Origin of the sequence: Nitrosomonas sp. JL21, from assembly GCF_009833095.1 — a bacterium.
In the GTDB taxonomy this organism is placed as follows: Bacteria; Pseudomonadota; Gammaproteobacteria; order Burkholderiales; family Nitrosomonadaceae; genus Nitrosomonas.
In genome coordinates this window covers 93,406-114,046 of record NZ_QRCB01000024.1, presented here as the reverse complement: position 1 = coordinate 114,046, position 20,641 = coordinate 93,406, and the positions used below count along the sequence as shown (strand labels likewise).

The 20,641-nt window shown below is 47.0% G+C and carries 16 protein-coding genes and 2 tRNA genes; 11 read left to right on the top strand and 7 right to left on the bottom strand.

What is annotated here, in order from left to right:
• The first annotated feature begins 62 nt into the window (after nt 1-62).
• The 5 genes from ABF87_RS08780 (at nt 63) to ABF87_RS08760 (ending at nt 8,470) form a co-directional block, all read left to right on the top strand.
• On the top strand, nt 63-4,913 hold the full coding sequence (locus ABF87_RS08780) for a peroxidase family protein (protein WP_160828748.1): 4,851 nt from the start codon (nt 63-65) through the stop codon (nt 4,911-4,913).
• Nucleotides 4,914-5,355: 442 nt separating this feature from the next.
• Nucleotides 5,356-6,141 carry an AmmeMemoRadiSam system protein B gene (gene amrB / locus ABF87_RS08775; protein ID WP_160828747.1) on the top strand — a complete coding sequence of 262 codons (786 nt, stop codon included), beginning with the start codon at nt 5,356-5,358 and terminating at the stop codon, nt 6,139-6,141.
• 13 nt (nt 6,142-6,154) lie between these two features.
• On the top strand, nt 6,155-6,751 hold the full coding sequence (gene amrA / locus ABF87_RS08770) for an AmmeMemoRadiSam system protein A (protein WP_160828746.1): 597 nt from the start codon (nt 6,155-6,157) through the stop codon (nt 6,749-6,751).
• The gene (gene amrS, locus ABF87_RS08765; protein WP_160828745.1) at nt 6,744-7,841 is read left to right on the top strand and encodes an AmmeMemoRadiSam system radical SAM enzyme; all 1,098 of its coding nucleotides are present in this window, start codon (nt 6,744-6,746) and stop codon (nt 7,839-7,841) included. The genes amrA and amrS overlap by 8 nt, the downstream gene beginning before the upstream one ends.
• Entirely contained in the window at nt 7,838-8,470 is a 633-nt protein-coding gene (locus ABF87_RS08760; protein WP_160828744.1) for a dienelactone hydrolase family protein, read from the top strand. The genes amrS and ABF87_RS08760 overlap by 4 nt, the downstream gene beginning before the upstream one ends.
• Before the next feature lie 189 nt (nt 8,471-8,659).
• Here the strand turns inward: ABF87_RS08760 and ABF87_RS08755 are convergent, their stop codons facing one another.
• Nucleotides 8,660-9,025: a hypothetical protein gene (locus tag ABF87_RS08755; protein WP_160828743.1), complete on the bottom strand. Its 366-nt coding sequence runs from the start codon at nt 9,023-9,025 to the stop codon at nt 8,660-8,662.
• 96 nt (nt 9,026-9,121) lie between these two features.
• On the opposite strand from ABF87_RS08755, the gene ABF87_RS15285 reads away from it, so the two are divergent.
• Complete coding sequence (locus tag ABF87_RS15285; RefSeq protein WP_275689461.1) at nt 9,122-9,247, top strand: hypothetical protein; 126 nt, start codon at nt 9,122-9,124, stop codon at nt 9,245-9,247.
• Nucleotides 9,248-9,329: 82 nt separating this feature from the next.
• On the opposite strand, the gene lon is transcribed toward ABF87_RS15285, so the two are convergent.
• The 6 genes from lon to gltX all read right to left on the bottom strand — a co-directional run bounded on the left by lon (nt 9,330) and on the right by gltX (nt 14,481).
• Entirely contained in the window at nt 9,330-11,699 is a 2,370-nt protein-coding gene (gene lon / locus ABF87_RS08750) for an endopeptidase La (protein ID WP_160828742.1), read from the bottom strand.
• 149 nt (nt 11,700-11,848) lie between these two features.
• Nucleotides 11,849-12,298, bottom strand: coding sequence for a CBS domain-containing protein (locus tag ABF87_RS08745; protein WP_160828741.1), 450 nt, complete (start codon nt 12,296-12,298; stop codon nt 11,849-11,851).
• Nucleotides 12,299-12,355: 57 nt separating this feature from the next.
• Entirely contained in the window at nt 12,356-12,514 is a 159-nt protein-coding gene (locus ABF87_RS08740) for a hypothetical protein (protein ID WP_275689460.1), read from the bottom strand.
• A 331-nt stretch (nt 12,515-12,845) separates the two neighbouring features.
• Nucleotides 12,846-12,921, bottom strand: a tRNA-Glu gene (locus ABF87_RS08735).
• Nucleotides 12,922-12,960: 39 nt separating this feature from the next.
• Nucleotides 12,961-13,036 (bottom strand) — tRNA-Ala (locus ABF87_RS08730).
• Nucleotides 13,037-13,089: 53 nt separating this feature from the next.
• On the bottom strand, nt 13,090-14,481 hold the full coding sequence (gene gltX / locus ABF87_RS08725) for a glutamate--tRNA ligase (RefSeq protein ID WP_160828740.1): 1,392 nt from the start codon (nt 14,479-14,481) through the stop codon (nt 13,090-13,092).
• A gap of 158 nt (nt 14,482-14,639) precedes the next feature.
• On the opposite strand from gltX, the gene ABF87_RS08720 reads away from it, so the two are divergent.
• The 5 genes from ABF87_RS08720 to ABF87_RS08700 all read left to right on the top strand — a co-directional run bounded on the left by ABF87_RS08720 (nt 14,640) and on the right by ABF87_RS08700 (nt 20,640).
• Entirely contained in the window at nt 14,640-16,229 is a 1,590-nt protein-coding gene (locus ABF87_RS08720) for an acyl-CoA ligase (AMP-forming), exosortase A system-associated (protein WP_160828739.1), read from the top strand.
• Nucleotides 16,222-17,457 carry a pyridoxal-dependent decarboxylase, exosortase A system-associated gene (locus tag ABF87_RS08715; protein ID WP_160828738.1) on the top strand — a complete coding sequence of 412 codons (1,236 nt, stop codon included), beginning with the start codon at nt 16,222-16,224 and terminating at the stop codon, nt 17,455-17,457. Before ABF87_RS08720 ends, ABF87_RS08715 begins: the two co-directional genes overlap by 8 nt.
• Nucleotides 17,458-17,956: 499 nt before the next feature.
• The gene (locus ABF87_RS08710; protein ID WP_160828737.1) at nt 17,957-18,748 is read left to right on the top strand and encodes a PEP-CTERM/exosortase system-associated acyltransferase; all 792 of its coding nucleotides are present in this window, start codon (nt 17,957-17,959) and stop codon (nt 18,746-18,748) included.
• A gap of 88 nt (nt 18,749-18,836) precedes the next feature.
• Nucleotides 18,837-19,241 (top strand): hypothetical protein, encoded by a 405-nt coding sequence (locus ABF87_RS08705; RefSeq protein ID WP_240143602.1) that lies wholly within the window; start codon nt 18,837-18,839, stop codon nt 19,239-19,241.
• A complete protein-coding gene (locus ABF87_RS08700; protein WP_164503196.1) occupies nt 19,210-20,640 on the top strand; it encodes a hypothetical protein in 1,431 nt (476 codons plus the stop codon). The genes ABF87_RS08705 and ABF87_RS08700 overlap by 32 nt, the downstream gene beginning before the upstream one ends.
• Nucleotide 20,641 lies beyond the last annotated feature (1 nt).

The following is a 20,641-nucleotide window of genomic DNA, read 5'->3' as shown; positions in this document are numbered from 1 at the left end:
TAATCATGAATTTGTCATTCGCCTCACTCATCATGCTAATAACTAATAATGAGGGGCAATAAATGGCAAATTTAAGCAGAACAGACCTTGATTTTTTAATTCAGCAAATCGTCATTGCCGAAAATGATTCCACAGCGCAACGCAATGGTAATTTCAACGCATTACCGGGACTGGTCGGAGATCCGGCTCTATGGTTCGGTTTGCGGAATGTCAATGGTACTTATAATAATCTGGAGCCTGGTCAAAGCGCATTCGGATCGGCGGATCGCGTATTTCCACGTTTATTGACTCCGGAATTCATCGATGCAGAGAATGTGCCGGCAGGTTTTGGCACACCCGGCCAGCCTGAAGGCAGCCCAACCTCCTATAACCAGAAAAATGGCCTGGTCTTTGATACGCAGCCACGTCTGATCAGCAATTTGATTGCCGACCAGACACCCGGCAATCCTGCAGCTGATGCAGCAGCTGGAAATACGGCCGGTTCAGATTTGGTTTCCGGCGAGCGGATGGATGGCTCATCCTTCAATACCTGGTTCATACCCAACGTGACGCCGGACGCAGGCTTGTCAGCCCCGTTCAATTCCTGGTTCACGCTGTTTGGTCAGTTTTTCGATCATGGACTGGATTTGGTCAACAAAGGCCAAAGCGGCACAGTTTTTGTGCCGTTGCCGAGCGATGATCCGCTCATCGCGGGTCCCGACGGCGTAATCGGTGATGATCCCAATACGCCGGAAGAAGACGAAAGTCTGGATGATTTACCTGCCGAAGAGCGCTTCATGGTGTTGACCCGGGCAACGAATCGACCTGGTAATGACGGCGTCATAGGTACAGCGGACGATATTCATGATCATATCAATCAAACTACGCCGTTTATCGACCAAAATCAGACGTATACATCGCATCCTTCACATCAGGCGTTCTTGCGCGAATATGCGCTCAACGGTCAAGGAGATCCGGTTTCAACAGGTAAATTGCTCGATGGCACAGGAAACTTAGGTGGATTAGCTACTTGGAAGGACATCAAATTACAGGCTCAAACCAAGCTAGGGTTTAATCTATCCGATGCAGACATCACCAATTTGCCATTGCTCGCGACCGATTCCTATGGGCAATTGATACTCAGCAACAACGGTTTTGCGCAACTGGTTCTGGCCAACAATACCTTACTGGCGGGCAATCCGAATGCGCCGGTGAATATTCCAGGCAATGTTGTCCGCACCGGACACGCCTTCCTTGATGACATCGCGCACAATGCCGCACCACGCGATTCAAATGGCGCGATGAAACAAGCCGATGCTGATGCGATCATCAATCAGGGTCCAGTTGCTGCGGGTGAATATGATGATGAATTGCTCGATGCACATTTCATTACCGGCGATGGCCGGGGCAATGAGAACATAGGCCTGACTACCGTTCATACGGTATTCCATGCCGAACACAACACTAAAGTTGAAGAAATCAAGACATTGATTACCAACAGTGGTGACACCGCTTTCATCAATCAATGGAAATTGCTGAATGGCGAATGGAATGGCGAGCGTTTGTTCCAGGCTGCAAAATTCGCCACTGAGATGCAGTATCAGCATCTGGTGTTCGAAGAATTTGCGCGTAAAGTGCAACCGAATGTGGATGTTTTCGTCGATTACGATAGCACGATCGATCCGGCGATCATGGCGGAGTTTGCGCACGTCGTATACCGATTTGGCCATTCGATGCTGACCGAAACAGTGGCGCGAACCAATGCGAATGGTAGCTCCAACGATATTGGCTTGATTCAGGCATTTTTGAATCCGGTGGAGTTTGCCGATGGTTACGACAATAATCTCGATGCTGCGGCTGCCGTGGTAAGAGGCATGACCAAGCAGGTGGGTAACGAAATTGACGAATTTACCACCGAAGCATTGCGTAATAATCTGGTTGGCCTGCCCCTCGATTTGGCAACGCTTAACCTGGCCCGCGGCCGTGATACCGGTATTCCATCGCTCAACGATGCGCGTCGCATGTTTCATGACGATAGTGGTTTAAGTGCCTTGCTGCCGTATGAAAGCTGGGCGGATTTTGGTGCGGCGCTTCGCCATCCAGAATCACTGACGAACTTTATTGCTGCCTATGGTTTGCATCCTGACATTCTCGCTGAAACGACGATGGAAGGTAAGCGCGCAGTAGCTGAATCCCTTATTGATGGTTCGCATCCGGATTCTGAGAATTTCATGAATAGTACGGGAGGTTCTAGTACTCAAAATACCGGCTTGGATTCGGTTGATTTCTGGATCGGCGGATTGGCCGAAGCACCAGCGCCGTTTGGTGGATTGCTGGGTTCGACATTCAATTTCGTGTTCGAAACCCAAATGGAAAATCTGCAAAATGGTGATCGTTTCTATTACCTTGCACGTACTGCCGGGCTTGATTTTCTGACCCAACTGGAAGAAAACTCATTCGCCGAGATGATCATGCGCAATCTTCCGGATGTCAAGCACTTGCCATTCGATGTGTTCTCGACGCCAACCTATACCTTCGAAGCTGGGAATTTAGGCACTACGGGTCCGATTCTAAATGATCCGGGCACTCCCTATAACGAAACTGCATTACTGAGAAGAGATACGTCTTTGGGCGCCAACACCATTCGTTATAACGGTGCCGAACACATCGTGATGGGTGGCACGGAAGGTGTGGACAGACTTCGCGCAGGCAATGGCGATGACACGATATGGGGTGACGGCGGCGATGATCGTCTGGAAGGTAGCGCTGGTAACGATTCACTGAATGGGGGTGATGGTAACGATCGAATTACCGATTCGGCTGGAGATGACAACATCAAAGGCGGTGATGGTCATGATTTTATCAACGCCGGTGCCGGCCTGAATCTAATTTTAGCGGGAGAAGGACACGACTTTGTGGTTACGGGGAATGACGTGTCGGAAGTATTTGCCGGGCCTGGGAATGACTTTGTTTTTGGTAATACCGCAAATCTTGCCATGATGGGTAATGATGGTCACGATTGGATTCAAAATGGAACCGCCGGTGGCGCTATTGGCGATAATGACGATCCACTCAATGCAGCAACTATTCGTGGTAATGATGTGTTCGTGGGCGGTGGCGGTGCTGATCTTTTCCTGGGGGAAGGTGGCGATGACATCATGAATGGTATGGCTGGGATCGATAGGATGGATGGCGATGTCGGTTTCGATTGGGTAGTCAGTGATGGCCTCAATGCGTCCTCAAATATCGATCTGGGCAGACTGATCATTAATGCAGGTCTTCCCGGTGAACCACTGACGGTTGACCGGTTCAAATTTGTCGAAGCAGCTTCGGGATGGAATTCGAATGATCTTATCGTGGGAGATGACAGGACAAGTGTCGAATTGACATTGCTCGATCCTAATTCGGGGCAGAACAATGCGTTGGATAACGTCAATAATCCAGCCAGTGGCGGTCATAGCGCAGCCAACAGAATTGCGCAGATCAATGGACTGAGTGGATTGCTCGGCGGAGCGACTGTTTTTGATTCAGGCAATATTCTGCTTGGGGGGGGAGGAAGCGATATACTCCAGGGACGCGGCGGTGATGACATCATCGATGGGGATGCTTATTTGAATACGCGCATCGTTGCGAACGGTACCACCTCGTTTGATCATATGACCAGTGCCCTTCGTACAGCCATGCAGAATGGGACGTATACCCCCGATCAGCTCACCATCGTTCGTGAGATTCTAACCAATAATACGGGTATCGATACCGCGGTATATAACGACGTATTCGCTAATTTTGTAGTGACTGTCAGCTCTTCCACCGGTACAATTTTCGTCGATCATGCCAATGTAGCTCCAGGTGTCATTGATGAGGGTGTCGATACACTTCGCAATATCGAACGCCTGCAATTTACCGACAGAACAGCCATGTTCGGGACTGTCGGTGATGACAATTTAGTCGGTACTGCGGCCAATGATGTGATCTATGGCCTGGCCGGAAATGATACGTTGGACGGCACCGGTGGAGTCGATGTATTGGTGGGAGGCACTGGCAACGACACCTATATCGTCGATACCGCAACCGACACACTGACTGAACTGGCCGGAGGCGGTACAGATACGGTTCAGAGTTCGGTGACTTTTACGATTGGCGCTACATTCGAGAATCTGACGCTCACCGGTACGAACCCAATTAATGGTACCGGCAACACGGTTAACAATGTGCTCATCGGCAACAGCAATAATAATGTGCTTACCGGTTTGGCGGGCAACGATACCTTAACGGGTGGTGACGGCAATGATACGCTCGATGGTGGTACGGGCGTTGATACGATGACCGGTGGTTTAGGCGACGATATCTATGTTGTAAACACAGCCACGGATATCATTAATGAGCTTGCCGGTGAAGGTATCGATACAGTGAATAGCTCGGTAACGAGAAATCTGAGTAACACGCAGCTTGAAAATATTACTTTGACAGGTGCCAATCCTATTACTTCGGTGGGTAATGCGTTCAATAATGTCATGATCGGCAATACCGGTAATAATACCTTAAGTGGTGATGCGGGCAACGACACGCTGAATGGCGGAAATGGTAATGATTCATTAACGGGTGCTGCAGGTGCGGATACCTTAACCGGTGGTGCTGGAACCGATACATTCGTGTACACTGCCGCTGCTCAGTCTATTGGTGTCAATCGGGATACGATCACTGATTTTGTCAGTGGAACTGATAAGATCAGTCTTAGCGGAATTGATGCGAATTCGACCATTGCGGGCGATCAGGCCTTCTTGTTCGTTGCGACGATCACAGGGCCCGGCCAAGTTCGCTATGATGCCGCTACCGGATTATTGCAAGCTAATACTGGTGGATCATTAGCACCTGAACTGCAAATACAACTCTCAGGTAATCCGCCGGTCGTTGCAGCGGATATTATTCTGTAGTTAACTACGCAGTAGTTCAATCATCAGGGAAGGTCGATCGCGGCCTTCCCTGATATATTCCCGATTTATCTCCAAATGGGTGCTATCTGCACTCCTAAGCACAACTAAATTCTATTATTTCCGCTGTTTCTTTCGGTATCTTCTACAGATGCTGAAAGTGAGCCGCTTGGTGGACAATCACGCCGCAATTGCTGTTTGGTCTCGATAACTTCATTGCCGTTGTAATTGCTTACCCCAATGATTTTATTACAAAATCAACTTATCCCTGCATCAAGTTGATTCCGAATCAATACTGATTGATCAATATTTGCATCGGAGAAGAATTGATTCAGCAAAAAAATTGCCCAAGTAAAAACTCAGCCATGTAACTGCAGTCAAATACAGTAAGACTGGTTAAATCTTTTTTGTTTTTCTCTAAATTGAGGAAACAGGGGGAAATGGCATGGCATTCAACGTACGCTCTCCTGCGGTTGCAGGTTTGTTTTACCCAGCGGATACGCAACAGTTAAAACATGAAGTGCTTCGCTTATTGGCCAATGCAATAGCTTCCGATCGCAAACCCAAGGCTTTGATTGTGCCTCATGCAGGCTATCAATACTCGGGCCAGATTGCTGCTTCGGCTTATGCTTGCCTCAGGAATTTCAGTGCACTCATTCAACGTGTCGTGCTGCTTGGTCCAGCGCATCGAGTGGCTGTTCATGGGCTGGCGTTGCCAGGTGTGGATGTTTTTGATACCCCATTGGGAAATATTGAGCTCGATCAGAATTTGGTTAATAAAATTGCACAGTTGCCGCAAATATGTATCAGTAAGGAAGCGCATGTCCTAGAACATTCATTGGAAGTGCAATTACCTTTTTTGCAAAGTGTTCTGGGTCACTTTACCTTATTGCCTCTGGCGGTGGGACTCACTTCGGCAGAAGCTGTGGCCGATGTTTTGGCGCATGTGTGGGGTGGAGAAGAAACTTTGATCATAGTCAGTTCCGATCTTTCCCATTATTTACCTTACTCCGATGCACAACGGACAGATCATGAGACGATGCAATCCATCATGCAATTGGAACAACTGGTTGAGCATGAGCGGGCATGCGGAAGCACTGCCATCAATGGTCTGATTGTTGCGGCGCAGCAGCGCCATTTGACTCCGCAGGTATTGGATTTACGCAATTCTGGAGATACCGCGGGTTCGCGTGAGCGAGTGGTGGGTTATGCCGCAGTTGCCTTTGATTGAAAGGAGGAAAACAATGATAACGCCAATCGAAAAGAATGAGCAGGGAAAAATACTGCTATCCATTGCGCGAACTGCGATTTCTCGAGCGTTAAGCATTCCATGCTGTTCGGTTGTCATGAATGGAACGACGTTTTGGCTTTCTGAACCAGCGGCGACTTTTGTCACGTTGACGGAAAACCAAGAATTGCGTGGTTGTATCGGCTCTTTATATGCTTACAATCCTTTAATCAAGGATGTCAGCAACAATGCAGTGTCAGCAGCCCTGCACGATCCTCGATTTACACCATTGACAGCAAATGAACTGAATTCTGTCAGTATTGAAGTATCCTTGCTTTCCAGATTACAACCCATAGATTTCAAAAATGAAAAGGATGTTTTCAACCAATTGCATCCTGGTATTGATGGCTTGGTGCTCGAATATGGCCCTCATCGCAGTACCTTTCTGCCTCAGGTTTGGGAAAATTTTCCACAGCCCCAGCAGTTTCTCGCCAAATTGAAATCCAAAGCGCGATTGTCTGAGCATTTCTGGACCAAGGGAATCAAATTGTCTCGCTATACCGTCAGCAAATGGAGTGAAACCGCTTGTCCCGAGGAGCTTATGCATGGATGAACCGATCAGTAGTTCAGAACGCTTCCCCGCTCATTATTGGCATATGCTGGAAGATGGACGGATCCAATGCGATCTATGTCCCAGAGATTGTAAATTGCATGAAGGGCAGCGTGGCGCATGCTTTGTAAGAGGACGCATCGACAGCAAAATGGTTTTGACAACCTATGGACGCTCATCCGGATTTTGTATCGATCCTATCGAAAAAAAACCGTTGTATCACTTTTACCCCGGCAGCAGTATTTTATCGTTCGGCACGGCAGGGTGTAATCTTGCGTGCAAATTTTGTCAAAACTGGGATATATCAAAATCACGCCGGTTTGATAAGCTGCTCGATCAGGCTCATCCGGAAGATATTGCGCATTGCGCCGAAACATATGGTTGCAGGAGCGTGGCCTTTACCTACAATGATCCGGTGATTTTTGCCGAGTACGCGATGGATGTGGCTGATGCATGTCATGCGAGAGGCATTCGTACTGTTGCTGTGACCGCGGGTTATATTCATGCTCGGCCTAGAAGGGATTTTTTTGCCAAAATGGATGCTGCTAACGTCGATCTCAAGGCATTCACTGATGAATTTTATGTCAAGCAAACAGGGTCGCATTTACAGCCGGTCTTGGAAACATTGCAGTATCTCAGGCATGAAACCGATGTGTGGTTGGAATTGACGACATTGCTGATACCGGGATTGAATGATTCGGTTACGGAAATTCGAGCGATGAGCGATTGGATCATGAGGGAACTAGGTTCTGATGTACCGTTGCATTTCAGTGCCTTCCATCCGGATTATAAGCTGACTGACCGAACTTCCACACCGGTAGAAACGCTGATTCAGGCCCGCAAAATTGCACAGGACGCGGGTTTGCACTATGTTTACACCGGAAATGTCCATAATCCCGAGGGCGACACGACGATTTGCCCAGCTTGTGAAAGTGCGGTCATTCTGCGCGATTGGTATGAAATCAACCGCTATCATCTGACTCGGGGTGGTCGATGCATGCATTGTGATAGGCCGATAGCCGGGCGTTTTGAGCAATTTCAAGGTTGTTTTGGAAGACAACGGGTTCCTGTAAGAATCGCCGCCACGATATGAATGCAATTACAGTAAAAATTCCAGCCGGTTCCATTGAATTAGAGGGGGATATGGTCATTCCACCCATGGCTTCAGGCATTGTCGTGTTTGCGCATGGCAGTGGTAGCAGCCGCTTCAGTCCACGAAATGGATTTGTCGCTCAGATATTGCAGCAGCGTGGGGTGGCTACATTGCTGTTCGATTTGTTGTCGCGGCTGGAAGATCAGGATCGCTCAGCACGATTTGATATTGCTTTGTTGACAGACCGTTTGCTTGCCGCAACAGCGTGGTTGCAGATTAATTCATCAACTGAAAACCTGAAGATAGGTTATTTTGGTGCCAGTACTGGGGCAGCTTCAGCTTTACAAGCGGCGGCTAGGAAAGGGGCGAATATCGCTGCCGTGGTTTCGCGTGGTGGCCGTCCTGATTTGGCGGGGGCAGACGCATTGAGTCGTGTGATAGCGCCAACATTGCTGATTGTCGGGGGTGATGATCATGGCGTAGTCGAGTTGAACGAGCAAGCTTATGCTCTGCTGGAATGCAAGAAAGAATTCGTAATTATTCCAGGAGCGACCCATTTATTTGATGAGCCTGGTACGTTGGAAAAAGCTGCGAAGCTCGCAGTCGATTGGTTTTTAACTTATCTGTGATGCATCAGTTACTTCATTGACCAGAACAACATGATCTTTCTGGATACTCAAGCTGTTATTTTAAACAATTTAAATCTTTCAAAACTATTATTTCCCAACATTATCCAGGACTTTCAGCATACTTCTGCCATGCATTTTCTTCGTTAGAATCTTCCAATGCTAAAACCATATCATCTTACCGAAAAAGATTTACTCTGATAGAGCGAACTCGTTCACGATTGATTTGGCGTTGATATTGGAAACCTTTTGAATTTCACCATAACGTCCCAATATCGAACGGATTTTTAGAAATTCATTACGTATCGTTGATGGTGATTTTTTCAAGTAAAGAGCCAAAATCTTGGAGTTGGTCGTTTCCAGAATAAGGCTGGCTTCCAGCAATTGATGCAAGTAAGGAGGTAAGAGCTTATTACCATCAATGGATTCAATCAGATGAGCAGCATGAAGCTTTGCGCGCCTTAACTGCCCTGTGTTATGAAATGCATGAGTATCACTTTGCTGAGAAATCAGATGATGGGACGCGTCATGAGTTGATTTGGTTTCAGATTGTTTCATTTGAGTGCGCTCCTCAACATGGCAGTGTTCATAACGTATTAGAGTAGCCAACTGATATGACATGAATATGACAATTCACCCGCAACTTACTGACTGATGTTTAAACGTATTTTGAGTCAAAGTAAGTCCATCGTCAATGTGGCATATGGCCGCACGCGGCAAATTCTGACAGTATTTTTGCAGCAAAAATTTAACCGTTACCCCAATCAATGTGATGGCTAAATGTTCATCAGTGAACTAGGGCAGTCATCAAAAAAATAAAAATTTATCATCTCATTCAGAATTTTCCTTCAGACACTGGTACTCAGCTCAGCATAAATTCTGGAGATTGAGCATGAACCTTACTCAAAGCGGCTTGAATGGCATCATTGGCGGTTTCTAAATAAGTGAACTGCATTGCCTTGTGCGTTGCCTCAGGTACTTCACGCAAGTCTTTTTCATTGCGTGCGGGCAATAATACGGTTCGGATTCCGGCTCGTTGCGCTGCAAGCACCTTTTCCTTGATGCCACCGACCGGCAATACCAATCCTCTCAAACTGATTTCTCCGGTCATGGCTACTTCATGTCGAACCGGCCGGTTGGTGAACAATGATGCTAATGCAATGAACATCGCCACTCCCGCGCTTGGGCCATCCTTAGGAATAGCGCCGGCTGGTACATGCAAATGCACATCGATGCCTTCGAACATTGAACCAGGAATCCGTAAATCACTTGCATGCGCTTTAACTAATGTAAGCGCTGCCTGTGCGCTCTCTTTCATCACATCACCCAGTTGGCCGGTTAAAATCAACCGTCCGCTACCATTCACCCGGGTAGCCTCAATAAATAAAATATCACCGCCCACGGGCGTCCATGCCAAACCAGTAGCGACGCCGGGTAGATCGGTATGAAGTGCAAGTTCATGTTCAAATTTTTTCGGCCCGAGAATCGTATCTATATCCTTGACATCAATCGAGACCTGGTGCTCTTTTCCTTCGGCGATATGCAACGCGGCATGGCGCATCACCCGACCGATTTCCCGCTCAAACTGACGCACACCGGCTTCACGGGTGTAGTTGGCCACAATATTTTCCAACGCCGCAACGGTGAGCTGGCACTGATCTTCATGCAATCCATTAGCTTCACTTTGCCGTTGAACCAAATAGCGCAATGCGATCTGGAGTTTTTCTTCCTGGGTATACCCAGGCAACTCAATGACTTCCATTCGATCGCGCACGGGAGGGGAAACATTATCGATGACATTGGCTGTGGCGATGAAAATGATGCGACTCAAGTCAAAAGGAACGCCGAGATAATTATCGCGGAAAGTCGCATTTTGTTCTGGATCGAGTATTTCCAATAACGCAGCTGCCGGATCTCCATGCAAGCTGGCGGACATTTTATCGATTTCGTCCAGCATCATGACGCAATTGCGCGCTTCCGCTTTTCGCACACTTTGAATGATGTTTCCGGGCATGGCGCCCACATAGGTGCGACGATGGCCGCGCATTTCCGCTTCATCGTGAATACCTCCAAGTGATACTCGAACAAAGGGACGCTGCAGCGCGCGCGCAATACTCTGACCCAGTGAAGTCTTACCCACTCCGGGCGGGCCGACGAAGCAGAGAATAGGCGCGCGACCTTGCGGTTTCAATTTCTGAACGGCAAGAAATTCGATGATCCGCTGCTTGATTCGTTCCAATCCAAAATGATCGGCTTCCAGAATTCGACGCGCAGCATCCAAATCAATCGACGTTTCTTCAGGCAATTGCCAAGGCAACTCGGTCATCCAATCCAAATAAGTGTGCAGCATCGAATATTCGCTGGATGCGCTTGGCATGCGCTGCAGGCGCTGGAGTTCTTTACGGGTTTGCGTTTCGATATCTTCTGGCATATGAGCGCGTGAAATCGCTTCTTCCAATTCAATGATTTCTTGATCGTTATCGCTATCTTCTCCCAATTCTTTCTGAATTGTTTTTAATTGCTCTCGCAGAAGAAACTTGCGTTCACGATCTTCCATATGTTCCTTGGTGCGCTCGCCAATTTCCTGCGATAGCCGTAGCACTTCGATGCGGCGAGACAGAATGTGCAGCACTTTTTGTAATCGTTCTTCAGTATCGATGCTCTCGAGCAGCATCTGCTTCTCACTGACTTCAGTATCCAGCAAACTGGCAGTTATGTCGGCCAGATGAGAAGGGGCGCGGGTCGCCTGGAGTGCATACGCGAGTTCAGCCGGTACTCCTGGCAACAACGAAAGGATTTCAATGGCGCGTTCGCGGAGTTGCAATGCCAAAGCTTCCGTTTGGGTAGTGATATGCGCTGATTCCTGGACACGTTTAATCCGAGCTGCAATAAAAGGATAGCCATCGATCAGTTCTTCGATTTGGAACCGCTCGATACCTTGACAAATCACATGGTGCGTCCCATCGTCGGAGACTACGTGACGCACGATATTGGCTATAGTGCCCATACGGCATAGCGCATCCATATTTGGGTCGTCGACACTGGCATCTCTCTGCAAAACAATGCCTATCGACGCTTTGGAGTGCAATGCATGTTGTATAGTCGCGATGGAGCGAGCCCGGCCGACGGTGATCGGCATCAGTACATGAGGAAATAATACGACATTACGCATGGGCGCCAACGCAATAATATCGGCGGGTAATTCAAAGGTGGGTGCAGTAGGTTGCTCCATGGCGATATCCTTCTGGGATTTAAGGGCTGATTTGAATATCTCCTGGCAATATGTGCGTCTTAAATGCAGAATTCAAGTCTTGGTTTGGAAGTTTTTGACAACCGAATGGCTGATGTGCAGTTTTCGGTTGCCATTCATTTCTGGTGAGCTTACGGCCGGTGACGAATTTCCTTTCTTTGTTCGTACCTTACCAGCTTGGCCAAATCTTGAAGTTCACTGGATAGTAATTCCAGTACATCATCCAAAGTCAACATGCCTACCAATTCGCCCGAGTCGTCCACGACGGGTAGTCTGCGAATGGTCTTTCGACGCATATATTCAATGGCTTCATACGTAGTCATATTTTCCTTGATGGTGAAGATTTCCGGCGCCATGATGTCTCCAACCGTGATGACGGTATTGTCCAGTTCCGGCGCGAGCACTTCGACGACGAGGTCTCGATCGGTGACGATGCCGATGGGAATCTGGCGACCATTCTGCGCTTCAACTACGATTACTGCGCCGACATGATATTGCCGCATCAGTTTGGCAGCTTCCAATGTTGTTTCGTCTCGTTGAATAACGATTACTTCGCGATTACAGATTTCTCCGACTGTCATAATTATTTCCTTTATGCTGATAAAAAATTAACCGGTTACCCGAATTTTCTCATTCAGTTAACGCAACCAATGAACACGGCGAAAATTCTCCACCGGATTATAGTGAAATTCCAGATCGCCTTTATACGCATCGTGAATGGCTTCACCGATTCCACGCGCAAGGTGAATATCAGTGGTTGTTATTACTACCTCATCGTTAGTTTTTTCTGTCGCCATGATCCGTTTCTAATCAGAGTGCGAGCCTTATCGCATCCAGCTGTAGCGAACGCAATCACTTACTGGCTATGAGTATACTGTCACTGTTGAATGAACAATACAATTGGTTTTAGTAACTGGCAGGGAAAATTTTTGCGGATGTCTTCTTGATCTAAAAGTGAACGAGACTGTCACGAAACAGTGAGTCAGTGTGACTTTAAGACTCTAATGAAGATGAGTAAAGGCTCATCAATTTGAAGATGTTTCGAAGTTGCTGCAGAGAATGTTGAAAAGTAGGAAACAAATTTTGCCAGTTTGACATACTTTCCATTACCGGCGTTGATGTAGTCCATGGCGTCCCCAAGGGGATTCGAACCCCTGTTACCGCCGTGAAAGGGCGATGTCCTAGGCCTCTAGACGATGGGGACAGGTTTGATATCTCTATAGCTTTATACTATTAAAATTACTGGTGGAGATAAGCGGGATCGAACCGCTGACCTCTTGCATGCCATGCAAGCGCTCTCCCAGCTGAGCTATACCCCCTGATCAAAGGAACAGCGATTATACTGACGCCTAGTTTCATTGTAAAGAAAAGATCAGCTCGGGAATCGAGCGAGACTAGCCTTGACGCGATTGAGCGTTTCTTTCCGCCCCAACAGCTCAAGCACCGCATCAATCGAAGGGGTATGTGTTTCGCCGGTGACCATCACTCTTAGGGGCATAGCGATCTTGGGTAATTTAACATCCTGATCTTTGGCTGCGGTCTTAATTTCATGATGAATGGACTCCCGCGTCCATTCAATAAATTCAAATTTCTCAATCAAATTGGCTAATAACGCTTTTGTCTCAGCATTGAAGAATTGAGATTTCAGTTCATCCGTTGGCTCAAGCGGACGATAAAAATACACTGCGGCATCCGCCAGTTCCTCAATGGTGTTCACTCGTTCTTTCAATAAATCGACAATTTGGATTAAATTCGGACCATCGGAAACTGGGCAATTGTCCTTATCAAGAAAGGGCTTGACCAATTCAGCCAAATGCTGATTATCGGTTTTTTTAAGATATTGCTGATTCAGCCAGTGAAGCTTTTCAGGATTGAATTTAGCCGGAGAACGGCTGATGGCTGATAAATCGAACCATTCAATGAGTTCTTCGCGACTAAAGATTTCCTCATCGCCATGTGACCATCCCAACCGCGCCAAATAATTCAGCAGAGCATCCGGTAAATAGCCATCTTCTTGATACTGCATAACGGAAACAGCGCCATGTCGCTTTGATAAGCGTTCGCCATTTGCGCCAAGTATCATCGGGACATGAGCGTATTCGGGTAAAGGTGCGCCCAGAGCTTTGAGGATATTGATCTGGCGGGGCGTATTATTGACATGATCATCGCCGCGAATGACATGGCTGATGGCCATATCGAGATCATCGATGACTACGCTGAAGTTATAGGTTGGAATGCCATCGCTTCGTAATAGCACAAGATCGTCGAGCTCGTCATTGGCAACGGAAATTCGGCCTTTGATATGATCATTAAAAGTCACATGGCCTTGCCACGGATTTTTAAACCGGACGACCGGTTTTATTCCTGCCGGCGGGGTTTGTTCTGAGTCGCGCCAGCGCCCATCATATCGCGGCTTTTGTCCTGCAGCGAGCTGCCGTTCACGCATCTCGTCCAATTCTTCCTTGGAAGCATAGCAATAGTAGGCCTGGTTATTTCGTAACAGTTGCTCAGCAACCTCATGATAGCGTTGCAATCGTTGCATTTGATAAAAAGGGCCTTCATCATAGTCGATGGCCAACCATGCCATGCCATCGAGTATGGCTTGTGTGGATTGTTGGGTCGAACGTTCTTGATCGGTGTCTTCGATGCGCAAAATAAACTTGCCGCCATGACGGCGAGCGTAGGCCCAGGAAAAAAGAGCAGTGCGGGCGCCACCAATGTGAAGGTAGCCGGTAGGGCTGGGAGCAAATCGGGTACGTACCATGTTGTATGAACGAGTGGAAAAAAATTATATAGTTACGCCATTTTATGAATGGCACTGGTGGTGCTTCTTTCATTTAAGCACTGATAAAACAAGATGATTATAATAGCATTCGCTCTTTGACTGATTGTTTATGTGCATCCACAAGATTATTGAAATACATGACTGATCTGATTCACGACCTGATCGTTAAATCCGCCCAACGCTCACCGCAAGCTGAAGCCATCCTGTATCAGGAGCGATCAATGAGCTATGCTGCTTTGGCCACCGAGATCGAAGTGCGAGCCCATGGCTTGCATTCGCTTGGCTTGCTACGGGCTGAACGGGTCGCGATCTATTTGGAAAAACGTTTGGAAACCGTCATTGCGATAGGTGCGGTTTCAGCGGCCGGAGGGGTATTTGTACCCATTAATCCTCTTTTGAAACCTGAACAGGTGAGTTATATTTTAAACGACTGTGCTGCGAGAATCTTGGTAACCTCACACACCCGACTCAGGGTACTGCAGGCAGCTCTAGCGAATTGCCATGATCTGTGTTTGATCATTGCAATCGATATCGAGGGTGAACCGGCGTCGCTGAATGGTTGTGCGATCATTCCGTGGGAAGACCTGGGCAATGAGCAAAGAAAACGGGTTGCCTCACCGACGATTGATCAGGATATGGTGGCGATCATTTATACGTCAGGCAGTACTGGCAAGCCGAAAGGTGTCGTGCTTTCGCATCGGAATATCGTGGCCGGCGCAAAATCCGTCAGCCAATACTTGGCAAACCGATCTGACGATCGGATTTTGACAGTGCTTCCGCTGAGTTTCGATTACGGATTGAACCAACTGATGAGTGCTTTCCATGTTGGCGCTGCTGCTGTATTGATGAATTACTTATTGCCACATGACATTATCCATGCTGTCAAACACTATGGCATTACCGGCCTCGCTGCCGTGCCGCCGCTGTGGATTCAATTGGCTGACTTGAACTGGGAAAGAATAACGTCATTGCGTTACATTACCAATTCCGGGGGCGTCATGCCGCGCAAAACACTCGATCGATTACGACGGGCATTGCCCGCAACGCGAATTTTCTTGATGTATGGATTTACAGAGGCTTTTCGTTCGACGTTTCTGGCCCCTGAAGAATTGGATCGGAAACCGGATTCGATCGGTAAAGCTGTACCCAATGCTGAGATACTTGTTTTGCGTGAAGATGGATCGTGTTGCGCAGTTGGAGAAGCCGGAGAATTAGTGCATCGGGGTGCCTTTGTCGCTCTGGGCTATTGGGGTGACGCTGAAAAAACCGCACAGTGCTTCAGGCCGATTACAACTCATCGGGAAGGTCTGTCCATCGCTGAAATAGCAGCATGGTCCGGTGATACCGTGCGGATGGATGATGAAGGATTTTTGTATTTCATCGAGCGGCGCGATGCGATGATCAAGACCTCCGGTTATCGAGTCAGTCCGACTGAAATAGAGGAAATTCTGTATTCCACGGGAGAGGTTGCGGAAGCTGTAATATTGGGGATTCCGCACCCGTTGTTAGGACAGGCCATTATTGCCGTGGTATGTGGCATGAGGAATGTGATATTGGATTCCCGGCGATTATTGCAGTACTGCAAGCAGCGATTACCGGCGTATATGCTTCCACACCATATCGAAATACGCGTAGGCCCCTTGCCGCGTAATCCGAACGGCAAGATTGACCGAGCCTCGATTTTCCAGGAAGTGCAATTTTTCTTTACTGAGGCGGAAAGTGAGTAGCGTATTACCTGAACATGCACCACTGCACCAATTCCCCGTTCAGAATGACTGCTTGCACATTGGCGGCATGGCATTGACGCAGCTGGCGCAACGCATCGGCACAACCCCCTTTTATGCCTATGATCGCCAGCAAATGACCGATCGAGTTGTTTTGCTGCGCCAGTCTCTACCACCTGAGATTCAATTACATTATGCGATGAAAGCCAATCCGATGCCTGCTGTGGTACAACATCTTGCGAGTCTGGTTGACGGTATCGATGTGGCATCGGTAGGGGAAATGAAAGTGGCACTGGATACTCCCATGCCCCCGGCTTCTGTCAGTTTTGCCGGGCCAGGAAAAAAGGAACATGAACTGCGTTGCGCCATTGCCGCTGGAGTGCTTTTGAATGTCGAGTCTTCGCAGGAACTGGCATTAATTGCCCAATTGGGGGATTCGTTAGGCATCCGCCCTCAAGTGGCGATACGTATTAATCCGAATTTTGAGCTTAAATCTTCTGGCATGAAAATGGGTGGCGGCGCCACGCCCTTCGGCGTTGATGCTGAGTGTATGCCTGGCTTATTAAAGCAAATCGACTATATGGGTTTGGAATGTATTGGATTTCACATTTTCAGCGGTTCACAAAATCTGAATACTGCGGCAATACAAGAGGCTCATGAAAACACGATGCAATTGGCGATTCGGCTGGCGGCGTATGCATCTTTTCCGATCAAGCTGATCAATATCGGTGGAGGGTTCGGTATTCCGTATTTTCCGGGTGAGCGTCCATTGGATTTACTAGCCGTTGGAGAAACCCTGCAGAGGTTGATCGTTCGTTTGAAGCGGCATATTCCTTCTACGAGAATAGCTCTGGAACTTGGAAGGTATTTCGTGGGAGAAGCTGGAGTCTATGTATGCCGGGTACTGGAGCGTAAATTCTCAAGAGGGAAAACATTTTTGATAACAGACGGTGGCTTGCATCACAACTTGGCAGCTTCGGGTAATTTTGGCCAGGTTATTCGAAAAAATTATCCGGTCATCATCGGCAATAAAGTTCGCGGCAGTGAGCGGGAAGTGGTTTCAGTGGTTGGGCCTTTGTGTACTCCGCTGGATATCCTGGCCGATCAATTACCCATGGCCAAAGCTTCTGTAGGAGATTTGGTGGTTATTTTGCAATCTGGAGCTTATGGCTTGACTGCAAGTCCCCAGGCATTTCTGAATCATCCCTTGCCCATTGAAGTGTTAGTATAAGATTAATACTACAAAGCTCATAGATTAATTGACCTATAAGACATTGACCAAATAGATTTTTTAAGTGTGTATGTTGCGTATAATGCACAAATTGAGACCTTTGTTAGGATTAATTTGGGAAATGATAAGGATCAGTTGAATATTAATGTTAAATATACTTAAATAAGCAAAATTTATTGTGCTAATTAGGAAGGAGTAAACGATCCCAGGTGTAAGACGAGAAAGTTATTGACCAATATACAGTGAACAGAAAATAGAGCCATTAAAAAAGTCGGAGTTTAGTTCTTAGTGAATCCTTAATCCCATGATTAATACGCGAGCAGTTCAAAATCATGAAATAGGGCTGCTGTTTTTACTCTAATTTATAAATGATATAAAGAAAACCAGGCTTATATTTATAGATATAAATTGACTATTTGGCAGTTTCTGAATCAAGAAATGGGTGTGCATAATTGTCAGAATATAAGTATTGCCGGAGATAATTAAACTGGGTGATTCTATGAATGATTTGTACAATAGCTTTCAGAAATTTTTTGAAATCGTAATAGCTGATACGACAGAGTTACTTGAAAAAGTTTATGGAATTCGCTATCAGGTGTTGTGTGTGGAAAAGCGTCTGCCGGGATTTGATGCCGATCAGTGTCCCGATATGCTTGAGACTGATGATTATGATCACCATTCTTCTCATGCGCTCTTAAAATACCGGCCGACGGGCGCCTATATAGGCACTGTTCGTCTCATCTTAGAAGACTCATCTGAGCCTGATAAATTGCTCCCTGTTGAATTATATGGACACTCAGATCCAGAGCTCTGTGATATCAAATCTCTGCCACGAAAACAAACTGCAGAGATTTCACGTTTTGTAGTGGTTAGTCAATTTGATCGACGTAAAGGAGAAGAGCGGCGCAAGGGAGAACGTCGCAAAGCTCTTTCCAGCGCTAGCATCAATAAAATTGTATCGCACGAAAGGCGAGGTACGGATCGCCGCTCAGCCCTCAACATTGCCTTGGTGCTCATGGCGGGTGTGGTTCGTATGTCAAAAAAATATGGGATCAGAAACTGGCTCTCAGTCATGGATCCCGCGTTGAACAGATTACTCAGTTATGACGGATTAGAATTTAATCCGATCGGCCCCCCAGTAAATTATCATGGCATGCGTCGCCCTTATTTCGTCAAGGTTGAAGAAGTCTTAACCAGAATGTACACCCAACATCATGATGCTTGGGAAGTCGTGACAGATTGCGGCAAATACGATCCCTTTATTTCTTCCGATGAAAAGGTATTGAATTAGAAAATATTCTTTGAATGGATTCCAATTCTTGATACCAACATTTCTGCGTTACTTCTCATTTTCGATAAAAGTATTGATTTGCTGTTTATTGTCGGCATCGCTTTCATTTATCAATACGGATACATGGGCAAGCGATCAATATGATATCGTGATTTATCCCGGGGTGGGCGAAAAGGAAATTTCTCTCAATTCGCTGCGCTCAATCTTCAGTATGCGTCAAAAAACCTGGCCCGATGGAGCCAAGATCAGAGTTTTTGTACTAGCGGATGATGATGAACTGCATCAAAGCGTATCCAAGGAAATACTGAATGTATTTCCTTATCAATTGAGATCCATGTGGGACCGGTTGGTATTCTCAGGTACTGGCCAAGCACCCATCAAAGTAAATTCAATCGACGAGATGCTTGTGAAAGTAGCAAGCACGCCTGGCGCAATAGGTTATTTATGGAGAGCAAAAATTAATGATACAGTTAACGTGCTCCAGATTAAGTAGCTATCGTATAGTTACAGTTACCTGCCCATGGGGCAGGGCGCTGCTACTTTTATTGCTGACGGGTGGCTTATCTGTTCAGGCACAAGGCATTGATCAGACTCATAAAAAAATCGAATCAGCGCAACAATCGATGCCGCTGCTACCAACTTCGGAATTGCCAGCGCAAGCCGTGGAATCAAGTATGAGCACGGCTAAGCAGAAACCTAATTTCTTCAATAAGACAGTCAATTGGTTCCGCACCAAGGAATTACCAGGAGATTTGCAAATTCATGGTTTTGCGAGTCAAGGTTATATTACAACCTCGGATAATGATGTGTTTGGCAACAGCGACAACGGCGGCAGTTTCGGGTTAACCGAAGCGGGCCTGAATGTTTCTGTTCGGCCATTGCCTAAGCTGCAATTATCTGCACAGGTATTATCACGGCGTGCCGGTAAGGGAAATAGCGGAATGCCACGGCTCGATTACGCCATTCTGGATTATCAATTGTATTCCTATGATGCCAATCAATATGGCATTCGGATCGGTCGATTGAAGAATCCCTTCGGGTTTTATAATGAAACCCGGGATGTGGCGCATACCCGGCCCAGTATCTTATTGCCGCAGTCGATTTATTTCGATCGTACCCGCAACCTGGGGCTTTCAGGGGATTCCGTACAGTTATATGGGGAAACGGCGATTGGAAACTTGGGTACCTTTTCTACGCAATTTGGGGTGTGGTGGCCCATTGTCAGCGATAGAGATACAGAAGTTTCACTTATTGCGCCTGGCCCTTCAGGTCATTTAAAAAGAGAAGCATCCTATATTGGTCGTGGGATTTTTGAGACCAATGATAAGCGATTGCGCCTAGGGATCAGTGGAATATGGTTGAATACTAGCTATGATCCTCAAGGTGCAATCGATCCAATTCGTGCTGGTTCGCTACAATTTACGCCCATTTATTTTTCTGCTCAATACAATGCAGAGCGATGGAGCATAACGTCGGAGTATGCTTTGCGTCATTTTAAATACGGTCATACATTTGGTGATACCATGCTGTTGAATAAAGCAGATTTTTTCGGAGAAAGCTATTATGTTCAAGGGGAATATCGTTTTACTCCAAAGTGGGAGGCATTTATTCGATATGATGTGCTCTATACGGATAGATCCGATCGAAGTGGTAAAGAGTTTGCAGCAGAAATGCTTGCTCAGCATAAGCTCGAGATAGCCCCGCACTCGCGTTTTGCCAAGGATATCACGGTAGGCTTGCGCTGGAATGTCACACCGGAATTCATGCTGCGCGCTGAGTATCATCGAGTTAATGGCACTGGATGGCTATCGAGACTTGATAACACACCTGCTGAAGGACCCACAAGCCAACACTGGGATTTGTACGCCATTCAGGCTTCTTACCGGTTCTGAT